The organism is Pseudoalteromonas sp. Hal040 (assembly GCF_037162425.1).
GTDB classification, from domain to species: domain Bacteria; phylum Pseudomonadota; class Gammaproteobacteria; order Enterobacterales; family Alteromonadaceae; genus Pseudoalteromonas; species Pseudoalteromonas gelatinilytica.
This window is the reverse complement of record NZ_JARLUU010000001.1, coordinates 3,040,574-3,060,810: the sequence shown is the minus strand read 5'-3', so window position 1 is coordinate 3,060,810 and position 20,237 is coordinate 3,040,574. Positions and strand designations below refer to the sequence as shown.

Here is a 20,237-nt window from a genome sequence, read left to right as displayed (position 1 = left end):
AAGCACTTTACTCACTCCTAAAAGCTATGCAATATTATGAAATATCATCATTAAGCTATAACAAATTGTTATGAATGGACCGACGCAAACCACCCAAAAAATAACCTTAAATAGTATGGAAGCCTTTGATGCAGTTATGAAAACTGGCTCAGCAACGGGGGCAGCAAAGCAACTTGGACTCACGCAGCCCGGGATTAGTCGTTTGATTGCTCAGCTTGAAAATAACGTTGGCTTTTCATTGTTTTATAGAGAAAAAGCGCGATTATTTCCGACCGATGAAGCAATTGCATTACATAAACAAATCGAAATTTCGTTAGCCAGTGTGTACCGCGTAGAGCAACTTGCTAAGAACATTCATCAATCACATGTTGGTGAGCTTAATATCGTTGCCCCGAGCAGCTTTGTAGCAGGCCCGTTAGCAGAGGCGGTGGCGTCATTTGTTAAATTACACCCAAATGTAAAAATTAGTTTAGATAGTCATAGTCCAGCCAGAGCATGTGAGCTTGTCGCAAATAAAGCCTTCGATTGTGGCTTTATACAGTTTCCTGAAAATCACGAGGGATTGTGGTGTGAACCCATTGTCACCAGTCATTTAGTATGTGCTGTATCAAGCAGCCATCCATTTGCAGATGCAAAGCAGCTTACAGCGCAAGATTTGCGTGATGAAAGCTTAGTGTTATTAGGTCGAGGCCGCCATTCGCGTAAGCAAATAGAGCATGCTTTTTTACAAAATAATATCCGCGTTAATGTACGTGTTGAAACGCATACCGTGACAACAGCCTGCACCTTGGTAAAGCACAATGTGGGTATATCGATAGTGAATGAGTTGCTAGCTAAGCAGTACCAAGACGACGCGCTGAAGTTAGTGCCATTTATACCAAAAATAGAATTAACCTATGGGTTTATTACGTCGGCATCAACGCCCATGAATCGGTTAACCAATGCGTTTTACAATCATTGCAAAGCACATTTTGATGAATTTGCGGCAGCTAACTAAGCAAGCTGTCGTTAATCGCAATATCCCTTTACTCAAACAAGGTTATGATAGTCTTAGCGCGATTTTTTCAGGCAACAATGGAATAGTGCTTTGCACTGACTAGGATTAACATGATTAAAAAAAATATGATTACAACTTCATTAGCACTCATGGGTGTTGTCGCTGTCGGTAGCGCGCACGCTGATGAAGGGCAGTGGCAACCGCATCAATTAAAACAATTACAAAGCGAGTTTGACCGCGTTGGTATTGAATTACCGGCTTCACAAGTGGCAGATCTTAACCAATATCCACTCAATGCAGTGGTTGGTTTAGGCTATTGCTCTGCGTCATTTGTGTCACCAAAAGGCTTAGCGGTAACTAATCATCACTGTGCTTATGGCGCGATTCAAAATAACAGCACACCAGAAAATAACTTAATCGAAAAAGGCTTTTTAGCGGCCGATTTATCAAAAGAGCTACCAGCAGGCCCGCAAGAGCGTTTGTATGTAACTGAACAAGTGGATGATGTCACTGATCGTGTATTGGGTAACTTACCCGCAGAACTACACGGCAAAGCGCGTTATGAAGCGATTCAAGCAAATCGCAAAGCCTTGATCAGCGAGTGTGAGTCAGATCCTAACTATCGTTGTACAGTCCGTGATTTCCACCATGGCTTAGAGTACTTCATGATCAAACAATTGATGATCAAAGATGTGCGCTTAGTGTATGCCCCAGCAGAAGCGCTGGGTAACTTTGGTGGTGACATCGATAACTTTGAATACCCACGTCACACAGCTGATTTTACCTTTGTACGTGGCTATGTTGGTAAAGATGGTGAGCCTGCAGATTACAGCGAAGATAACGTACCTTACGAGCCAAAGTCGTTCTTAAAAGTGAATGCGAGCGGCGTAAGCTTAGGTGATGGTGTGCTGGTGGCCGGTTATCCGGGTCGTACTAGCCGCTATAAGCTTGCAGACGAAGTAAATTATTCTGCGAGTTGGTATTACCCAACATTGCTTAATACTTACAACATGACTCTCGATGTGATTGCCAAGCAGAGCAAAGGCGATGAGCAAGCACAAGTAAAATATGCCTCTCGTGTGAAAAGCACTAACAACCGTTTAAAGAAACTGGAAGGCTTACAAGATGGCTTTAAAGTAACGGATATTCCGGGTATTAAAGCTGCGCAAGAACAAGAGTATCTCGCTTGGTTTGCGCAAAGTGCTGAACGTAAAGCGTACGCAGATTCATATCACGCATTAAAGTCATTATTAGTTGAAGCGCACGCTCAGCAACAAAGTCATTTTTACTTTGATTATGCAAAACGCGCAGACTTACTAAGCACCGCGATTCGTTTATATCGCTTAGCAAAAGAGAGCGAAAAACCTAATGCAGAGCGCGAAATGGGTTACCAAGAGCGCGATCTTCCTATGCTTAAAGCGCGTTTAGAGCGCTTGCAAAAGCAATTTACACCTGAGGTCGATAAAGCTTTATGGTTAAGCTACTTAGGTAACTATTTAGCGCAAGATAAAGCTGCGCAAGTTGCAGCATTAAACGACGGCTTGGGTATCACTGATACTACTACCCAAGCTGAGCTTGATGCGATTGTAGCTTCTTTTTACGCTAAAACAGAACTTACAGATACAGCAACGCGTGTTAGCTGGATTGGTAAATCAGTAGCCGAATTTGAAGCATCAAACGACCCATTCATAAAGCTTGCTGTTGCTCTATATGATACCAACATGGCACAAGAAGCTGACGAAAAAGAAATGGCGGGGCGTTTAGCTGAAATTCGTCCGCAATATATGCAAGCCGTGATCGCCTTTAATACAGCCAAAGGTAAGCCAGTTTACCCAGATGCAAATGGCACATTACGCGTAAGCTATGCCCAAGTTGATGGTTACCCAGCAGCAGATGCTGTGTATAAAACGCCATTTACATCACTACGTGGTTTAGTGGCTAAACACACTGGCGAAAAGCCATTTGTTGTTACCGATAAAGTACTTGAAGCATACAAAAAGCAAGCGTTTGGTGCGTATTACCGCGGTGACTTAGGTTTGCCAGGTGTAAGCTGTAGCTTATTCAGTTTTGGTTGTGAGCCACAAGCGGCTAAACCTCTTGAAGTTAACTCAGTACCAGTCAACTTTTTAAGTAGCGCTGATACCACTGGGGGTAACTCAGGTTCGCCAGTAATGAATGGTAAAGGTGAATTAGTGGGCCTTAATTTTGACTCGACTTATGAATCAATCACCAAAGATTGGTACTTTAACGCCAAGATCACCCGTGCAATTCACGTTGATATTCGATACATGCTTTGGTTAATGGAAGAAGTTGATAACGCAGGTTATCTACTTGATGAAATGACCCTAGTTAAATAGCTCCGCTATGTTAATAATAACCGCAGCAATCGGCGCGGTTTTTTTATGTCTTTAATTTTTGCCAATCTAACGTTTTTAATTTGTTTATTTTCAATACTTTTGTAATGTACAAAACAGATACTTTTACTTGGGAAAAATAATGAGCGCCAAACAAATAATAAAAGCCATTTCAGTGAGTGTTGTGGCAATAACGGCAAGCTTTAATGCCAGTGCCGCGAATACCGAAGCAATGTGGCCGGGCACGGCTTATAATCAGCAAATACCAACATTTAAACAAGTTCTTGGATACGATGTAGGTGAGCGCATTACCAATTACAACGATATGCGCCGTTATTTAAGCGCCCTTGAACAAGCTGCGCCTGATCGTATTAAAGTGTTTAAGTACGGAAACAGCTGGGAAGGTCGTGAACTGGTTTATGCGGTGGTTGGCACAGCGGAGCATATTCGCTCATTAGAAACCCTCGCCAATAACACCCAAGCTTTGGCTGATCCGCGTATCACCTCTGAAAAAGAAGCTAAGTCGCTAATTAAAAATTTACCGACGTCTGTGTGGCTTCAGTATGCCGTGCACGGCAATGAAATTAGCTCAACCGATGCTGCACTATTCACTGCATATCACTTACTAGCAGCCCCGAATGATGCCGTAAACAGCAAAATTTTAGACAATACCGTGGTGTTTATCGACCCATTGCAAAACCCTGATGGCCGTGAGCGCTTTGTTACTCGTTATTATGCGACCGTGGGTCTTGAGCACAGTGCAGATCGGTTAAGTGCAGAGCATAATGAGCCGTGGCCAAGAGGCAGAACTAATCATTATCTGTTTGATATGAACCGTGATTGGTTAGCGCTTACTCAGCCTGAAAGTAAAGGTAAAGTTGCGGCAATCAATAAATATAAACCACAAGTGGTGATTGATATTCACGAAATGGGCGGCGACCAATCTTACTACTTTGCACCGGCTGCTCAGCCATTTAATCCGCATATGACGAAAACTCAAATCGCAAACATGGATGCAATTGGGCAAAATCATGCGAAGTACTTTGATGAATTTGGTTTTGATTATTTTACCCGTGAAATTTTTGATGCCTTTTACCCAGGCTACGGTGATAGCTGGCCTGTTTTTTATGGTGCATCAGCATCAACTTACGAAGTAGGCTCTGCGCGAGGCCATGTTTTTGAGAAAAATACCGGTGAACTACTGACGTATTTTAATACTGTAAAGCGTCAGTTTGTGGCCTCAATTTCGACTGCCGAAGGGGCTGCCAATCAACGTGAAAAACTACTAGGTGATTTTTATCAATATCAAATTGATGCGATTGACAGTGGTAAGAAAAGCAAAGAGCGTGTTTATATCTTACCTAATCAAAGCAATCGTGAGGGCACGCACAAGCTTGCTACCCTAATGGCTGAACATGGTGTTGAAGTTAAACAAGCAACCGAAGACTTCAAAGCCTGTGGTGTTAAGTACAAAGCGGGTAGTTATATTATTGATACCGCACAGCCGCGTGGTGTCTTTGTGCGTACCACGTTTACAGACCAAGTTGATATGGCTGAGGCATTTGTCAAAGAGCAAGAAAGACGTCGTGCTCGTAACCTAGGTGATGAAATTTACGATGTCACAGGCTGGTCACTGCCGATGATGTTTAATGTTGATAGCGACAGCTGTGGTAAGGCGGTGAGTGCCGACAGTAAAGCCGTTCAGGCCAACGACACATTGCTTGGCAAAGTGAATAACCCAGAAGCCTCTGTGGCTTATATCGTTGCGTGGGGTGATACGGCCGCAGCACGCTTTTTAACTGCAGCGCTTCAAGCAGGCGTTAAACTGAAAAGTGCTGATCAAGCATTTGTATTAGGTGATAAAACTAGCTACCCAGCGGGCAGCTTAGTCATTGAAAAGCGCCTAAACGATAAAGACTTACTGACTAAAATTAGTCAAATTGCCGAGCAAACAGGGGCAATTGTCGATGGTGTTGATTCAAGTTGGGTGATTGAAGGCCCAAGCTTTGGTAGTAACAAAACCGTGCCAATGGTAGCGCCAAAAGTGGCGATTGCATGGGATGCACCAACCAGTGAGCTAAGCGCCGGTAGCACCCGTTTTGTAATCGAAAGACAGCTTGGCTACCCAGTAACCGCCATTCGCACACCAATGCTTGCATGGGCTGACTTAAGTGATTACCAAGTGGTAATTTTACCAGAAGGTAATTACGAGCAAGCATTAGGTAAATCGGGCGCAGCTAATTTAAAAAGCTGGGTTGAGGCAGGCGGCGTATTGATTGCCCTCGGTAATGCTAACCGCTTTACTACTAATGCTGATTACGGCTTATTAGATGTGAAGCGCGAGCAAGCTTATCGAGAAGATAAAGCCGACAGCAGCGATGATAAAAGTAGTAAAGTGGCAGGGCAGTTATTCGCTTCTCGCGATGATTTAAAAGCAGCGAGCATTGAGCCACATACATCGCCAGACTATGTAGCCGGTGTACTTGCTAATGTTGAAGTAGACCAAGAGCATTGGTTAACTGCAGGGGTTGATAAAGACCTTGTTGCAGTGGCTTACGGTAATGATATTTACACGCCTATAAAACTGAACTCAGGTAAAAACCTAGCGTGGTTTACAGGTAAAGACGATGTGCTAGCAAGTGGTTATCTATGGCAGCAAAATAAAGCACAGCTTGCGTATAAGCCATTGCTTGTTCATCAGCCGCAAGGCAAAGGCATGGTAATAGGCTTTACACAATCACCAACCTACCGCGCCTACCTTGAAGGCATGAATGTACTGTTAACTAACACGATTTTCCGCGCAGCAGCACATGCTCAGTAAGGTTAAAGTCTAATCAAAAAGCCCGCCGATGTTGCGGGCTTTTTTGTGTTTAGATATTTATAAAACACAATTCCAAAAAGAGTGGGCAATAAAAAAGCCCGCAGGGCAAAGAGCGGGCTTTTTAGTGTTCCAAGGAGAGAAAGTGTTAAGACACAATCCCTAGTGGCTTACCTGTTTGCCAAGCGCCACGGGTAAAGTCTGGAATTGTTTTGCTGTTACTTCTATCAGCAACTGATGCCATACTTTGCGGGAAGATTGATGACCATGCTGCGGCATCATATACATCTTGATCGAGTGGCTCATTGTTGCGTAAGCAGTAGATCATGCGCCAAAGCATAATGAAGTCCATACCGCCGTGGCCGCCGTTACGTACTGCTTCTTCACCCATGCGTTTCCACAGTGGGTGATCAAACTCAGCACGCCATTTTTCCATATCTTGATCCCAGCTATGGAAGTTTTGCATATGTGGCTTACGGCCCTGTGAACCTGCTTTTTCCCACGCGACGAGCTCTGCTTCATATTGCTGTTGGTAAATTTTCGCAATGGCTGGTGGCACATCTTCAAGAGCAATACGATTAGGGAATCCAGCAAATGTGCCATTAGTACCTTGAATTAGGTTATGGCGGCTGTATGGGCGTGGGCTTGTGGTGTCGTGCTGAACCATAATGCTACGACCTTTCACTGTTTTAATAATGCTGGTGTTCATGTCGCCAGCGGTAAATTTCAGCGAGCGGCGTTCGTGGCCTGCAGGGAATTCGCGCTCTGCATAGGCGGCGCGGCCAAGTGCTGGTGAGCTGACTGAGGTAACAAAGTCAAAGCGGTCACCACGGTTGATGTTCATATACTGAGAAACTGGGCCTAAACCATGGGTTGGGTATAAGTTACCATTTACCTTGGTATGCCAGTAAGTACGCCATGAGCCTGTACTACGGTCAATCTCTTTCATTTGCCAACGCAGATCATGAATATAAGCAGCTTCACCATGCAATAACTCACCAAATACGCCTTTACGAACCATGTTTAAAACCATTAACTCGTCACGGCCGTAGTTAACGTTTTCCATCATCATACAGTTCTTTTGCGTGCGTTCAGCAGTGTTTACTAGTTGCCAACACTCTTCCAACGTGGTTGCTGCAGGTACTTCAACAAAGGCATGTTTACCGCTTTCCATGGTCGCGACGCTCATTGGTGTATGCCAACGCCAAGGTGTTGAAATGATCACAATGTCGATGTCATCGCGAGCAAGCATGTCTAAATAGGCTTTATCAGAACCCGTATAAGCAGTTGGTTTAGGTAAGCCTTTTTCAACAACATAATTAACAGACTTATCTAGCATCAGCTGATCAGTGTCGCAAATAGCTTTAATTTCAACACCTTCAATATGGCAAAGGTGTTTTACATGACCGCTACCACGTTGACCAACCCCAATAAAACCAACACGTACCACATCCATTGCTGGCACAGCTAAGCCCATTACGCTTTTACCTTGTGCTGCAAGTGGTGTGCTTTGATTATCACCTTGTTGGCTTTTCGCACAGCCAGTCACGACTGTCGCGGCGGTAATGGCTGCGGCAGATTTTAAAAAACTACGTCTATCTATTGTCATAACGATACCTAAATCACTGAGATTATTTTAATAGTGGGTTTCAGTTGTTTCTGTTATATCGCAACTCAAAGTCAATTACAATTAAATGCTTTCAAATTCTTTCGTAACTTTGGGTTTTATCATTTTTATCCTTATAAAATACCGTGGAAAGTGTGTTTTCAACTTATTTTGTCACTTTCATTATCTTTCGTTTTGTTGCGCGGCGTTTCGCGCTGTGCTAATGTAATTTCAAATCACGTATCTAACCATTAGCGTAAGCTACTTGGAGAAAACCATGAATGCATTAAAAACGATTATAAATAACAATCGAGTAGAGCAAGCGCAGGGTATTTATTCTGTGTGTTGTGCACACCCGCTCGTTATCGAAGCAGCAATGTTGCAAGCTCTCAATGATGACACCGAAATTTTAATTGAAGCTACAGCGAATCAAGTTAATCAGTTTGGTGGTTACACAGGGATGAAGCCCCATGACTTCGTTGAGTTTGTTCATGCTATAGCCCAAAAAGTAGGGTTAGATACCCAGCGCATTATTTTAGGTGGTGATCATTTAGGCCCAGTGTGTTGGGTAAATGAGCCTGCAGACGTTGCGATGGTAAAAGCTGTTGAACTAGTAAAAGCTTATGCAAGTGCGGGTTTTAAGAAAATTCATTTAGATGCCAGTATGCCATGCGCCGACGATGGAGAGCGTTTAGCTGATGCCGAAATTGCCAAGCGTGCCGCATTGATGTGCCAAGCCGCTGAGTCAGTCTCAAAAGATAACGATATTCTGTATGTAGTGGGCACTGAGGTTCCTCCTCCGGGTGGCGCAACACAAGAGCATGAAATTATTGAGGTATCGCATGTTGAGGGAGTGCAGCAAACAATCGAATTACATCAGGCAGCGTTTGCTAACTTAAACATAAGCGATGTCTGGTCACGTGTTATTGCTGTTGTTGTGCAGCCAGGAGTTGAATTTGATAACCATCAAGTTTTTGATTACCAACGTAATGAAGCGCAAAAACTGAAAGAGTTTATCACCACTGTCGATAATCTTGTTTATGAAGCTCACTCTACCGACTATCAGCCAGATCATTGCTATCACGAGTTGGTGCAAGATCACTTTGCTATATTGAAAGTGGGTCCTCAGCTTACCTATGCACTACGCGAAGGGTTGTTTGCGTTATCTTATATTGAAGATCAATTAGTCGAAGCGGCTAAGCGTTCTAATTTACGTGATGTATGTGATCGCATCATGCTAGAAAAGCCACATTACTGGAATAAGTTTTACCCAACACAAGGTGCTGAAGCTAAGCTGTTTAGAGCTTATAGTTATAGCGACCGTATTCGTTATTACTGGCCTGAAGATGAAATAAAACAAACAGTAGAAACACTGTTTGAAAACTTAGAAGGGCAAATTATTCCACAAACTTTACTTAGCCAATTTATGCCAGCGCAATATAAGGCATTGATCAATGGCCAAATTAACTCATCACCGCGTGAGTTAGTAATTAATAAAATCATGGAAGTCACGAATACCTATTCGCGTGCTTGTAATCAATAAGTGGTGTTGAGAGAGAATTAATTATGACGCAGTTTTTATCATTAAACGAAACAGAGCTTAAGCAGCAAAACGCTTATTGGACAGCAAGAGAAATCTCCCAGCAGCCAGAGTCATGGTGCAATACGGCGGCTATTATTGAAACGCATCGAGCAGAAATAAATGCATTTTTAGCGCCAATTTTGGCATTAAAAGGACTGCAAATCGTATTAACAGGGGCTGGCACATCAGCCTATGTTGGTGAGGCATTAGCACCACACTTAACAGCCAAAACAGATTTAAATGTGCGCGCAGTGAGTACTACCGACATTGTCTCTAACCCTCATGGTTTTTTACAAAAGAGCACACCCACTTTACTTATTTCTTATGCGCGCTCAGGCAATAGCCCTGAAAGTGTCGCGACGGTCGATATCGCAGAGCAAGTTGTTGAAAAGTGCTTTCATTTAGTTATTACCTGTAATGAAAATGGTGAGTTAGCGAAAAGAGCAGCAGCTAAAAAAAATAGTTTTAGTGTACTTATGCCAAAAGAAACCTTAGATGAAAGCTTTGCTATGACCAGTAGTTTCACCTCGATGCTGCTTTCAACATTATGTATTTTTACACCAGATGTTAATCAGCTTGCACAAGTTGCCACGCAGACAGAGCAGCTGCTCGACACGCAACTTGAAGAGATCAAGGGGTTTGCGCAAACTGACATTGAACGTTTGGTATTTTTAGGGGCGGGCTCCTTACTTGGCTACGCGAAAGAAGCGGCCTTAAAGTGCTTAGAGCTGACCAATGGTGATTTAATAAGTTACTTTGAAACCCCACTTGGTTTTCGTCATGGTCCTAAAACCATTATTAATGATAAAACCGCAGTGCTATTAATGGCCTCAAGTGATTTTTATAGTAGTCTGTATGATGCTGATTTATATAACGAACTGTTGAATGACCAACAATGTTCAGCGGTTAAAAAGCTGGCTTTAAATACTGAACTGGTCGAGCTAGATGATGTTTGGCAAGGTCTGTATTATATTGTCTATTGTCAGATTTTTGCATTTTATAAATCAATGTCACTCGGTTTAACACCTGATAACCCTTGTCCTACGGGCGAAGTTAACCGTGTTGTAAAAGGGGTAACTATTTACCCATTAACTTCTCGCTAAGTAGTGTTGGGTAAAGTATGGCTGTTTACGGACTCGATATTGGTGGTACAAAAATAGAGACCGCCATTTTTAATGATAATTTAGAGCAACAGCAAAGTTGGCGTATTACTACGCCAACTGATGACTATCAGCAATTTTTGCATGCAATTTATCAGCAGGTAATTAAAGCCGATGAACTGACAGGTTGCCAAGGTGCGGTGGGCATCGGTATGCCAGGTATCGTTAATGATGAAGGTAAAGTACTGTCGGCTAATGTGCCGTGTGCCACAGGCAAAGTGATTGCCAACGATCTTCAAGCATTATTAAAACGCCCTGTTGCGATATTAAATGACACCCGGTGTTTTGCCTTATCAGAAGCCAATGGCGGAGCTGGTGAAGGTTATAGCCGAGTATTCGGTGCCATTGTTGGCACTGGTGCGGCGGGCGGTATGTGTATTGATGGAACCTTGTTTAACCAAGGTTTGGGTATGTCGGGGGAGTACGGTCATTTACCGCTGTCTGCATATTTGCAGCAAAAATACCAGCTGCCGGTTTTAAAATGTGGCTGTGGTTTAAATGGCTGTGTCGAAAGTTATATTGCGGGGCCTGGTGTACAAACCTTGTATCAGCATATTACGCAATCTCCTAAATCTGCGATTGAATGGGCTAACGATATCAAGCGCTCGGATGAGCAAGCCTTAAAGGTGCTCGCTTGTTACTTAGATATTCTTGGCGAAACCTTTGCTGCTATTAGTAAAAGTTTGCACCCAGAAGTTATCGTGCTGGGGGGCGGGCTGTCGCTCATTGATGCAATAGTAGAAAAACTACCTGACGCGATTCAAACTCATTTATTTTCAGGTTTTGCCGTGCCCGACGTGAAGCGTGCAAAATTTGGTGATTCTAGCGGCGTAAGAGGCGCTGCAATAATAGGAAGTGTTCATGCTAATTCCAACGCATCTTGATCGTTATTACTTAAAAGCTGCAAAAGTGGTGACTGCTGATGCGGTTTTACTCGATCATGTGGTCTTGGTCGAGCAAGGAAAAATTACTGCCATTACCACGCAAATAGCGCCCGAGATCGAGGTAATAGATTTAGGTGAGCACAGTTTATTTCCGGGCTTTATTGATTTACATATTCATGGCCGTGAAGGCTGCGATATTATGGACGGCACCCCAGAATCACTAGAGACTATTTCTCGTTCTTTAGCAAAGCACGGCGTAACGGGTTTTGTTGGCACAACGGTAACCGCAGACTGGGACGTCTCAATTCAAGCTTATAAAAATATGGCGAGTGCGTATCAAAAAGGCTTGGCTGGAGCGCAGTTGCTAGGGGCTTATAACGAAGGTTTATTCTTTGCCGAAGCACATAAGGGCGCGCATAACGAGTCATTTTTTTTAGAGCTTACTAAACAGCGATTTGATGAAATTTATGCCGCATGTGAAGGTTGTTTAAGCTCATTTGCGTTAGCGCCAGAACTACTTAAATCGCCCGACATGATCCGCTATATCACTGATAAAGGTGTGCGTGTAATGCTGGGTCATACAGATGCTAATTTTGAGCAAACAACACAAGCTCTTGCTCATGGTGCCTGCGGTGGTGTGCATATTTTTAATGGTATGCGCGGTATTCATCATCGTGATCCTGGTTGTACAGGCGCACTATTGATGGACAACGATGCCATGGTTGAGCTTATTCCTGATGGTATTCATTTGCACCCGAGCATCATGAACATGGTTTACCGTTTAAAAGGGGCAGATAAAATTGCTCTGATCACAGACTGCGTGAGCGCCGGAGGCTTGCATGATGGTCGCTACCGCTTAGGTGAGCTTCCTATTGTGGTTGAGCAAGGTGTTGCGCGAACTGAGAGCGGCTCTTTAGCGGGCAGTACATTAACCATGGAAGTTGGCGTTGAACGTTTTTATAACCTAACCGACGCAAGCCTAGTTGAAGCAACTAACATGGCCAGTTTAGTACCCGCTGAGTTTTTAAATAAAGCGGAGCAAATAGGCAGTATTGCGGTAGGTAAACAGGCTAATTTTGCCCTGCTCGATAAAGACTTCTCTGTGCAAGCAACGATCTGTGCGGGTAAGCAAATCTTTTAAAAGTTAAGTGAGAATGCAGGCAAAAGTATTCGATGCCATTGTTATTGGCAGTGGCATTACTGGCGGCTGGGCTGCTAAAGAACTGACCGAGAAAGGCCTTAACGTGCTGTTACTTGAGCGCGGCAGGCAGGTTGTGCATGGTACTGACTATATCACTGCCTTTAAAGAAGATTGGCAACTGCCATTTCGTGACAGGCCTAGCCTACTAGAAAAACAGAATCAAGCTAAACAAGCACGCACTGGCTATGCCACCAAGCAATCAATAAAACATTGGTTTGTGAATGATTTGCAGCATCCTTATCTAGAATCGCAACGTTTTGATTGGATCAGAGGGTATCATCTTGGTGGGCGCTCATTAACTTGGGGGCGGCAATGCTTACGCCTCAGTGATATAGATTTTGCAGCCAACAAACAAGATGGTCACGGCGTTGATTGGCCAGTGCGCTACAAAGATATTGCGCCTTGGTACGATAAAGTCGAAGCCTACATCGGGGTTATTGGCGAAGCGCTGAACTTACCTCAGCTACCAGATGGACCTTACTTACCTCCTTTTGCGCTTAATGCTGTAGAGCAGCAGCTTAAACAAAGTTTATTAACTCACTACACTAATCGGCACCTCACCATCGGGCGAGTTGCGCATTTAACTAAGGCAAAGCCTGAGCAAGGTCGTGCTCCATGCAGCAAGCGCAACCGCTGTATGCGAGGTTGTCCAACCGGTAGTTATTTTAGTAGTTTAGCCTCGACCTTACCTGCAGCGATGCGTACTGGGCGACTCACTATTCAGACTCACTCCATTGCCAAAGAGATTATTTACAACCCTGATAGCGGGCAAGCTACGGGCGTGAAAGTAATTGATGCTGAATCTAAAAAAGAGCGTATCGAGAGAGCGAACATCATCTTTTGCTGTGCATCAACGGTGGCAACAACAGCCTTGTTATTAAATTCAACCTCTGCACGTTTTCCTAATGGCTTAGGGAACGATAGTGGAGAGCTTGGTCATAACCTTATGGATCACCATTTTAGGGTTGGCGCAACGGGTGAACCAAAAGGTTTTGCTGATGACTTTAATGATGGCGACAGACCCGTTGGCTTTCATATCCCTCGTTTTCGAAACCTTGATGATAAAGAGCAGCATAGCTTTATTCGCGGCTATGGCTATCAAGGATACGCAACACGCAAAGATTGGCGACGGGGCTTTAAAGAACTTAGCTTTGGTAAGGCTTTTCGAGAAGAGCTTGCCAAACCTGGGCCTTGGCAAGTTGCATTAATAGGCTTTGGTGAATGCCTGCCTTATCATCGTAATAAAATGAGCTTAGATCCGGTATTAAAAGATCAATGGGGATTACCTTTAGTTAATTTTGATTGCCAATTTGCTGAAAACGAGCAGCGCATGCGCGATGATATGAAAGCGCAAGCCGTCGAGATGCTCAGCAAAGCTGGATATCAGAATGTGCAAGCGTACGATAAAGGCTCAGCGCCGGGGCAGGCCATCCACGAAATGGGAACTGCGCGCATGGGATATGATGCTACAACCTCAGTGCTTAATCGTTACAACCAAATTCATAGTGTGCGTAACGTTTATATCACTGACGGCTCGTTTATGTGCTCGTCGGGTTATCAGAACCCTTCGTTAACCTATATGGCATTTACTGCAAGAGCTGCCGATCACGCTGTACGGCATTATCAAAACGGGGTGTTCAATGGCTGATTTACAAAGGCGAAATGCGATTAAATGTTTAGCTGCATTATTCGGTGCGGCTATTACGCCAGTGGCTGCGACTCAGCTATTTGATAGAGTGGATGACAATCATTTTGAGGTGCTTAAAACAGCGGCTCATCGGGATGTGGTCACGCAAATGCAGGCGGTTATTTTAGAGCTAGAGCCAAATGAGCAACTGTATTTTAATTTAGTTGCTTTCACAGATTTAATGCTAGCAAATACACTAACTGTGACTGAACGTACGGCATGCTTAAAAGGCGCTGAGCTGATTGCAGAAGGTGCTGTTTCATCGTCGCAATTAGCAGATAAACTCACTGGCTTATTTACTATCTCTTTGCAGCAGCAACAGCACATAATAGCGCAGCAAGCCTTACCTCTTTCAAAAGTGAGCCTTGATAAGCGTGACGAGTACTTAATTTATAAGTGTATTTTTACTGTGCGTGAATTTTTGCTATTGGGCTATTTCACATCAGAAAAATTGCAGGCTAGTTAAATAGTAAAACAACTAAGCCTGCTCATGTCGTTACTTACACCAACTTGTTAGTTTGTGACCAATCAGTGCGTAATAAAGAATAAACGCATAGCAAGGGATCAACAGATAGTAAGCTTGTTGTGCATTGCCTGTATATTCTGCAAATACACCGTATACCAAAGGCAATAGCGCGCCACCAGAAATCCCCATAATCAGTAATGCCGCGCCGGTTTGGGTTTTATCGCCAAGATTTGCAAGGGCCATAGGCCAAATGGTTGGCCAAACGAGCGCATTCGATAAACCAAGTAATGCAACAAATAACACGGTATCTGGAAAACTGTTTTCAGCAAGCCAAAAGAGCACTACGTTTGCAATCGCTGTTTGTTGCGGTTCAATCAAAATGATGCACAGTGAAAACACACAACCACTTAACGCGGAAAATATCAGCGCCTGTTGCTGACTAAAAAAGCGAGGAATTAACACGATACCTAAAACATAACCTAGCACCATAAAGCCCATGGTGTAAGAGGTGAGTTCTGCGAACTGCAATACCCCTTGTTCTTTGCCGTACAGGCCAATAGTGTCGCCGGCAATAACTTCTGCACCTATGTAAAAGAATAGGGCTATCACGCCTAAAACTAAGTGTGGAAATTGCAGGACTGATTTGCTCTCGCTGTTATTGCTGGCTTTTGGTTGCTCAATATCAGGTAGCGGGGCCAGCATGATTAACGCCGCTAATATCGTTAATGCGATTGCCATTACAAAGTAAGGAGTAATTAAACGATTAGCGAGTTCTTGTAACTGCAACTGCTTTTGAGTGCTATTCAATTGGGCGAGGGCTTCTGGGCTAAAGCTGGCAATGTCGCTAAACACAATCGCAGAGAAAAGTAATGGAGCAACCACGCCTGCGCTCTTATTGAGAATGCCCATAATGCTAATGCGCACGGCTGCCGTGTCTTTAGAGCCTATTAGCACGATGTAAGGATTCGCGACGGTTTGTAATAAGGTGAGGCCGCTACCTAACGTAAATAAGGCAACCAAAAATAACCAATACGCTTGAATTTGTGCTGCAGGAATAAACAACAGTGCACCAAATGCCATGGTGCCTAAACCAAATGACATTCCATGTTTATAGCTGAATATTTGCAAAATCTTAGCGCTTGGCAGTGCCATCACGGTATAGGCGATATAAAACACCAGTGTCACCATGTAAGCTTCAATATGGTTGAGATCGCAGACCATTTGTAAAAATGGGATCAAGGAGCCGTTAAGCCAAGTTATAAAACCAAATAAGAAAAACAAGCCACCTATAATCATCATTGGCAGTAATTGCGTGCGATTGGTGTGTTCTGTTTGCTCTAACAGTGAGCTTTGTGTTGTCATTTTTGTCACCAAGAAATTTATTGTGAAATTATCATAAAACAATTATCGTAAGTTTTGAAAGTTTTATTTTGTTTCGAAACTAAATTTGGCTTTAAAACTGTAAATTGTGTAATATTGATCTACAAATTTGAAAGCAGCTATTAAAACAACAGGCCAGCTATGCTAACCACAATAGAAAGAAGACAAAAAATCGTCCTGATGACCGAGGAAAATGGCAAAGTAAATGTTAAAGATCTTGCAAAGACCTTTGATATTTCGGAGGTTAGCATTCGCCATGATCTTAACGAGCTCGGTAAACGAGGCTTAGTTGTCCGTTCACGTGGTGGGGCAATTGCCTGCGATAAATTGGCAAAAGAGCTTTCGGTAAAAGATAAGCATAACGAAAACTATGCTGTGAAAGTGTTATTAGCGAAAGCTGTGGCAAGTTTGGTTGATGATGGCGATTCATTGATTATTGATTCTGGCACCACCACAGAAGAAGTTGCCAAAGCATTAACCAATAAGCAGGGCCTTACTGTGATGACAAACGGCCTTAATATTGCCCATGTATTGGCTGATATTGAAGATGCAAATGTGTTTATGCTGGGTGGGCAACTACGAAAGAAATCAATGTCTTTCTACTCAAATGAAGTCGAGCAAGCACTTAGCAAATATAACTTTAAAAAGGTTATTTTAGGGGTTGATGGTATCGACTCAGAAGCGGGGATCACCACTCATTATGAGCCCGAGGCAATGTTGAATCGCACCATGTGCACCCGCGCAGATAAAGTCATTGCAGTCACAGATTCAAGTAAATTTGGTAAGCGTGCTTTGTATAATGTATTGCCGCTTAAATCAATTGATGTGCTGGTCACCGACAAAAATATGCCAGCAGAGTTCGTTGAATCATTAACGAGCTTAGGTATCGAGGTGATTACCGTTTAACTCGCTAGTTAAATAGAATTGATGAAAGGTGGCTGTTGCCGCCTTTTTTGTTGTGCAAAATAACCTTACCTGCCCACCGTAAATAAAATCTTTAAAAAAAATCATTATCGTAATTTTCGAAATTAAAACCCTATATTTAAAGGCTTTGAAGGTCATTTTTGTCATATTTAAAACCTAATTCGTAACTATCGAAAGTTTCACAAGGTAATTTATTGTTGCTAGATTGTTTCATTTTGTTATAGATTAAATATAAGGCCTTACTCATTACCATTTTTATGGTGAAGAAATCTGAACATTTAAAAACAGGAAATCATCATGGCAACAACAACTAGAAAAACATATTTGAGCATGCTGATAAGCTCGATTCTGGCCTCATCAGTCAGTTTCGCAGCAACTGCTCAGCAACAACAAAACGATAGTAAGGCCGAAGAGGATGTTGAGGTTATTGAAGTTACAGGGATCCGTAGCAGTATTAAAGAATCAAACTTTCGAAAGAAAGAAGCAACGACGGTTGTTGATGTCGTTGTCGCTGATGACATCGGTAAGTTCCCCGATGAAAACTTAGCGGAAGCATTGCAGCGTATTCCGGGCATCACCATTACTCGTAATGGCGGTGAGGGGCAAAATATCTTAGTCCGTGGTTTAGGTGGTGGCTACAACATTACTACGTTGAATGGTCGTAAACTGGCGTCTGAAAACTCAGGCCGCGACTTTAACTTTGATACGATTGCTTCAGAGTTAGTGGGGGCACTACAAGTGTATAAGTCACCAGAAGCACGCTTAATTGAAGGGGGCATTGGTGCAGTTGTTGATATCGAAACGCGTAAACCACTAGATCAAGATGGCTTTACCTTGAGTGCTTCAGCAAAAGGGATTTATGAATCGCGAACAGGCGATGTACACCCGCATGCTTCATTCATCATAGGTGACAACTTTAATGATGATACCTTTGGTGTGCTTTTCTCTGGTGCGTATTCTAAGAAAACCTTACGTGCAGACACATACTCAGCAAGCGGCTTTTTTGACGAAGAAGAAGGTTGGGGAGCAGACAGTGCTGGTGTGCCAGTCGACATGAACGGCAACGGAGAAATTGATGGCCAAAGTGAAATATTTGCCTCAAAAATACCGAGTTACATGTATTTTGCCAACGCGCAGGATGTGCGTGAACGCGTCGGTGCGACGTTAGCAATGCAATGGCGCCCAACAGATACCCTAGATATTAACTTTGATGCTCTTTATTCACGTTACAACACTGATGGTCATCGCTATCAAATCGGTTTTGTTAACTATGATGAAAGCTGGACACCAGGCACGCCAGTGTTTACCGATGCAGAATTTGATGACACAGGCCGTGTAGTTTCAATGACGCAAACCGGTAACACTATGGTGGAGTTACTCAACTTAACCAATCCACGTAAAACCGATACTTATCAGTTTGCCCTTAATGCTAAATGGTATCCAATGGATGGCCTAACACTGGCTGTGGATGTTGCACATTCAAAAGCGAAAAACGATAACGGTGGTGACAACCGCTTTATTGTTGCGCGTGGTTTTATTGATTCGATTGGGATTGATTACACCACGGGTAATATGCTGCCAGATGTGACCTTATCGCCGGGCTTAACTGCGGATCAATCATACGGTGCTCACTATAGCCGTAATACAGGTACTGGGGTTGAAGACACGGTTAATGACTTTAAATTTACCGGTACGTTTGTGCCAGAAAGTGATTTAGTGACCCGTGTTGATTTTGGTTTGACTTACCTTGAGCAGACTAAAAGTCAGCTTCAGTATGCATCAAAAAATGCCAGCCAATTCAGTAATGGTGGTCAATATTTAGAGCGCGATGGTTACGAATTTGATGACAGCACAGTAGTGAATGTTGGTGACTTTAACCTCTTTGAAATTCCAAGCGATGTGTTTGTTGAGGCGAATTTCGATAACTTCTTAGAAGGCGAAAGTAGCATCACACCTGAGCCATGGCCAAGTTTCGATTACGATAAGTTACTTGCTTATTATCGTTCAATTAATGCTGAAGCGACCGATAAGAGCATTGTTGCATCGCTTAATCCATCAGGTTCTTATGAGGTAACCGAAGAAGTCCTTACCGCGTATGCGCAAGTGACGCTCGAAAGCACTCTTGCAAACATGCCGTATATGTTAAACGTCGGTATTCGTGGTTCGCAAACAGAAGTGAGCTCTAAAGGGTCAGTGTATGATCTATCGTTAATTGACTTACAAGAGGATGGTAAACCGCTTGAAAATGGTTGGCGCGAAACCGTTGAGCAATCATTTGAAGGAGACTATAGCAACATTTTACCAAGCATGAACTTCAAGCTCAGTATTACCGATGATTTGATTTATCGTTTCTCTGCGGCACAAGTAATTAGCCGCCCATCGTTAGGCTATTTACGCCCATGGCTTGCGCCAAACTTTGATACGTATCGTGAAGGTTTACCACAACTTTCTATGGGCGATTCATCGTTAACGCCTGAAGAAGCTAATCAAGCCGATATGACCTTAGAGTGGTACTTTGAAGACAGTAGCTCATTAAGTGGTGGAGTGTTTGTCAAAGACCTGAAATCATTTATCGATTACGTAGAAAGCCCAGTTGAAATTGAAGGTGTGCGTTACTTTGCATCTTACCCTGGTAAGAGCAAGTACGGTGCAACTATCAAAGGGGCTGAGTTTGCTTATCAGCAGTCGCTTGAAAACTTACTACCTGAACCATTCAATGGCTTAGGTTTTCAGTTGAACTACACCTACGTTGACAGTAGTTACGATGAGCCAGAGCTTAAAGAGTCAGGCTTGCCATTTAAAGGCATGTCGAAGAACTCATACAACGCCGTGGTTTATTATGAGCAATATGGTTTCCAAGCACGCTTAGCGTATAACTGGCGTAGCAAATTCTTATCGGATCCTGATGCATGGGGCGGTCCATATTGGATCTCTGATTATGGTCAGTTAGATGCCAGCATGAGCTATAACATCAGTGATCAATTCACTGTGTTTGCTGAAGCAACTAACTTAACGAATGAGCGTTATTGGGGTTACACCAAACGCACTGACCAAGTGAGTTACCTTGAGCGCTTTGGTACTCAGGTCGCATTAGGTATACGTGCTAGTTTTTAATCTTTGTATTCCCAGTTGTTAGTGTTGTTCAAGCGCCTGCAAAGGCGCTTTTATTTTTAAAAAA

13 protein-coding genes are annotated in these 20,237 nt (G+C 43.2%); 11 read left to right on the top strand and 2 right to left on the bottom strand.

The window, feature by feature from the left end; translation table 11 throughout:
- The first annotated feature begins 70 nt into the window (after window positions 1-70).
- The 3 genes from P4S60_RS14160 (at window position 71) to P4S60_RS14150 (ending at window position 6,172) form a co-directional block, all read left to right on the top strand.
- On the top strand, window positions 71-997 hold the full coding sequence (locus P4S60_RS14160; protein WP_337116374.1) for a LysR family transcriptional regulator: 927 nt from the start codon (window positions 71-73) through the stop codon (window positions 995-997).
- Between the two features lie 110 nt (window positions 998-1,107).
- Window positions 1,108-3,354, top strand: coding sequence for a S46 family peptidase (locus tag P4S60_RS14155; RefSeq protein ID WP_337116373.1), 2,247 nt, complete (start codon window positions 1,108-1,110; stop codon window positions 3,352-3,354).
- A gap of 139 nt (window positions 3,355-3,493) precedes the next feature.
- Window positions 3,494-6,172, top strand: coding sequence for a M14 family metallopeptidase (locus P4S60_RS14150; RefSeq protein ID WP_337116372.1), 2,679 nt, complete (start codon window positions 3,494-3,496; stop codon window positions 6,170-6,172).
- Window positions 6,173-6,317: 145 nt separating this feature from the next.
- On the opposite strand, the gene P4S60_RS14145 is transcribed toward P4S60_RS14150, so the two are convergent.
- A complete protein-coding gene (locus tag P4S60_RS14145) occupies window positions 6,318-7,778 on the bottom strand; it encodes a Gfo/Idh/MocA family protein (protein ID WP_337116371.1) in 1,461 nt (486 codons plus the stop codon).
- A gap of 274 nt (window positions 7,779-8,052) precedes the next feature.
- On the opposite strand from P4S60_RS14145, the gene P4S60_RS14140 reads away from it, so the two are divergent.
- Genes P4S60_RS14140 through P4S60_RS14115 form a run of 6 tightly spaced genes read left to right on the top strand, consistent with a single transcriptional unit; the run spans window position 8,053 to window position 14,755 of the window.
- Window positions 8,053-9,318 (top strand): D-tagatose-bisphosphate aldolase, class II, non-catalytic subunit, encoded by a 1,266-nt coding sequence (locus tag P4S60_RS14140; RefSeq protein WP_337116370.1) that lies wholly within the window; start codon window positions 8,053-8,055, stop codon window positions 9,316-9,318.
- A gap of 23 nt (window positions 9,319-9,341) precedes the next feature.
- Window positions 9,342-10,460, top strand: coding sequence for an SIS domain-containing protein (locus P4S60_RS14135; RefSeq protein ID WP_337116369.1), 1,119 nt, complete (start codon window positions 9,342-9,344; stop codon window positions 10,458-10,460).
- A 17-nt stretch (window positions 10,461-10,477) separates the two neighbouring features.
- On the top strand, window positions 10,478-11,401 hold the full coding sequence (locus tag P4S60_RS14130; RefSeq protein WP_337116368.1) for an ROK family protein: 924 nt from the start codon (window positions 10,478-10,480) through the stop codon (window positions 11,399-11,401).
- Entirely contained in the window at window positions 11,379-12,542 is a 1,164-nt protein-coding gene (gene nagA / locus P4S60_RS14125) for an N-acetylglucosamine-6-phosphate deacetylase (RefSeq protein ID WP_337116367.1), read from the top strand. Before P4S60_RS14130 ends, nagA begins: the two co-directional genes overlap by 23 nt.
- A 13-nt stretch (window positions 12,543-12,555) precedes the next feature.
- Window positions 12,556-14,250 (top strand): GMC family oxidoreductase, encoded by a 1,695-nt coding sequence (locus P4S60_RS14120; RefSeq protein ID WP_337116365.1) that lies wholly within the window; start codon window positions 12,556-12,558, stop codon window positions 14,248-14,250.
- Complete coding sequence (locus P4S60_RS14115; protein WP_337116364.1) at window positions 14,243-14,755, top strand: hypothetical protein; 513 nt, start codon at window positions 14,243-14,245, stop codon at window positions 14,753-14,755. The genes P4S60_RS14120 and P4S60_RS14115 overlap by 8 nt, the downstream gene beginning before the upstream one ends.
- A gap of 30 nt (window positions 14,756-14,785) precedes the next feature.
- Here P4S60_RS14115 and P4S60_RS14110 read toward each other — a convergent pair whose 3' ends face one another.
- Window positions 14,786-16,117, bottom strand: coding sequence for a sugar MFS transporter (locus P4S60_RS14110; protein WP_337116363.1), 1,332 nt, complete (start codon window positions 16,115-16,117; stop codon window positions 14,786-14,788).
- Between the two features lie 159 nt (window positions 16,118-16,276).
- Between P4S60_RS14110 and agaR the strand changes: the two genes are divergently transcribed.
- Window positions 16,277-17,041, top strand: a complete 765-nt coding sequence (gene agaR / locus P4S60_RS14105) for a transcriptional repressor AgaR (protein ID WP_054561067.1) — start codon at window positions 16,277-16,279, stop codon at window positions 17,039-17,041.
- A 315-nt stretch (window positions 17,042-17,356) separates the two neighbouring features.
- On the top strand, window positions 17,357-20,173 hold the full coding sequence (locus tag P4S60_RS14100) for a TonB-dependent receptor (protein WP_337116362.1): 2,817 nt from the start codon (window positions 17,357-17,359) through the stop codon (window positions 20,171-20,173).
- The last annotated feature ends 64 nt before the right edge of the window (window positions 20,174-20,237 follow it).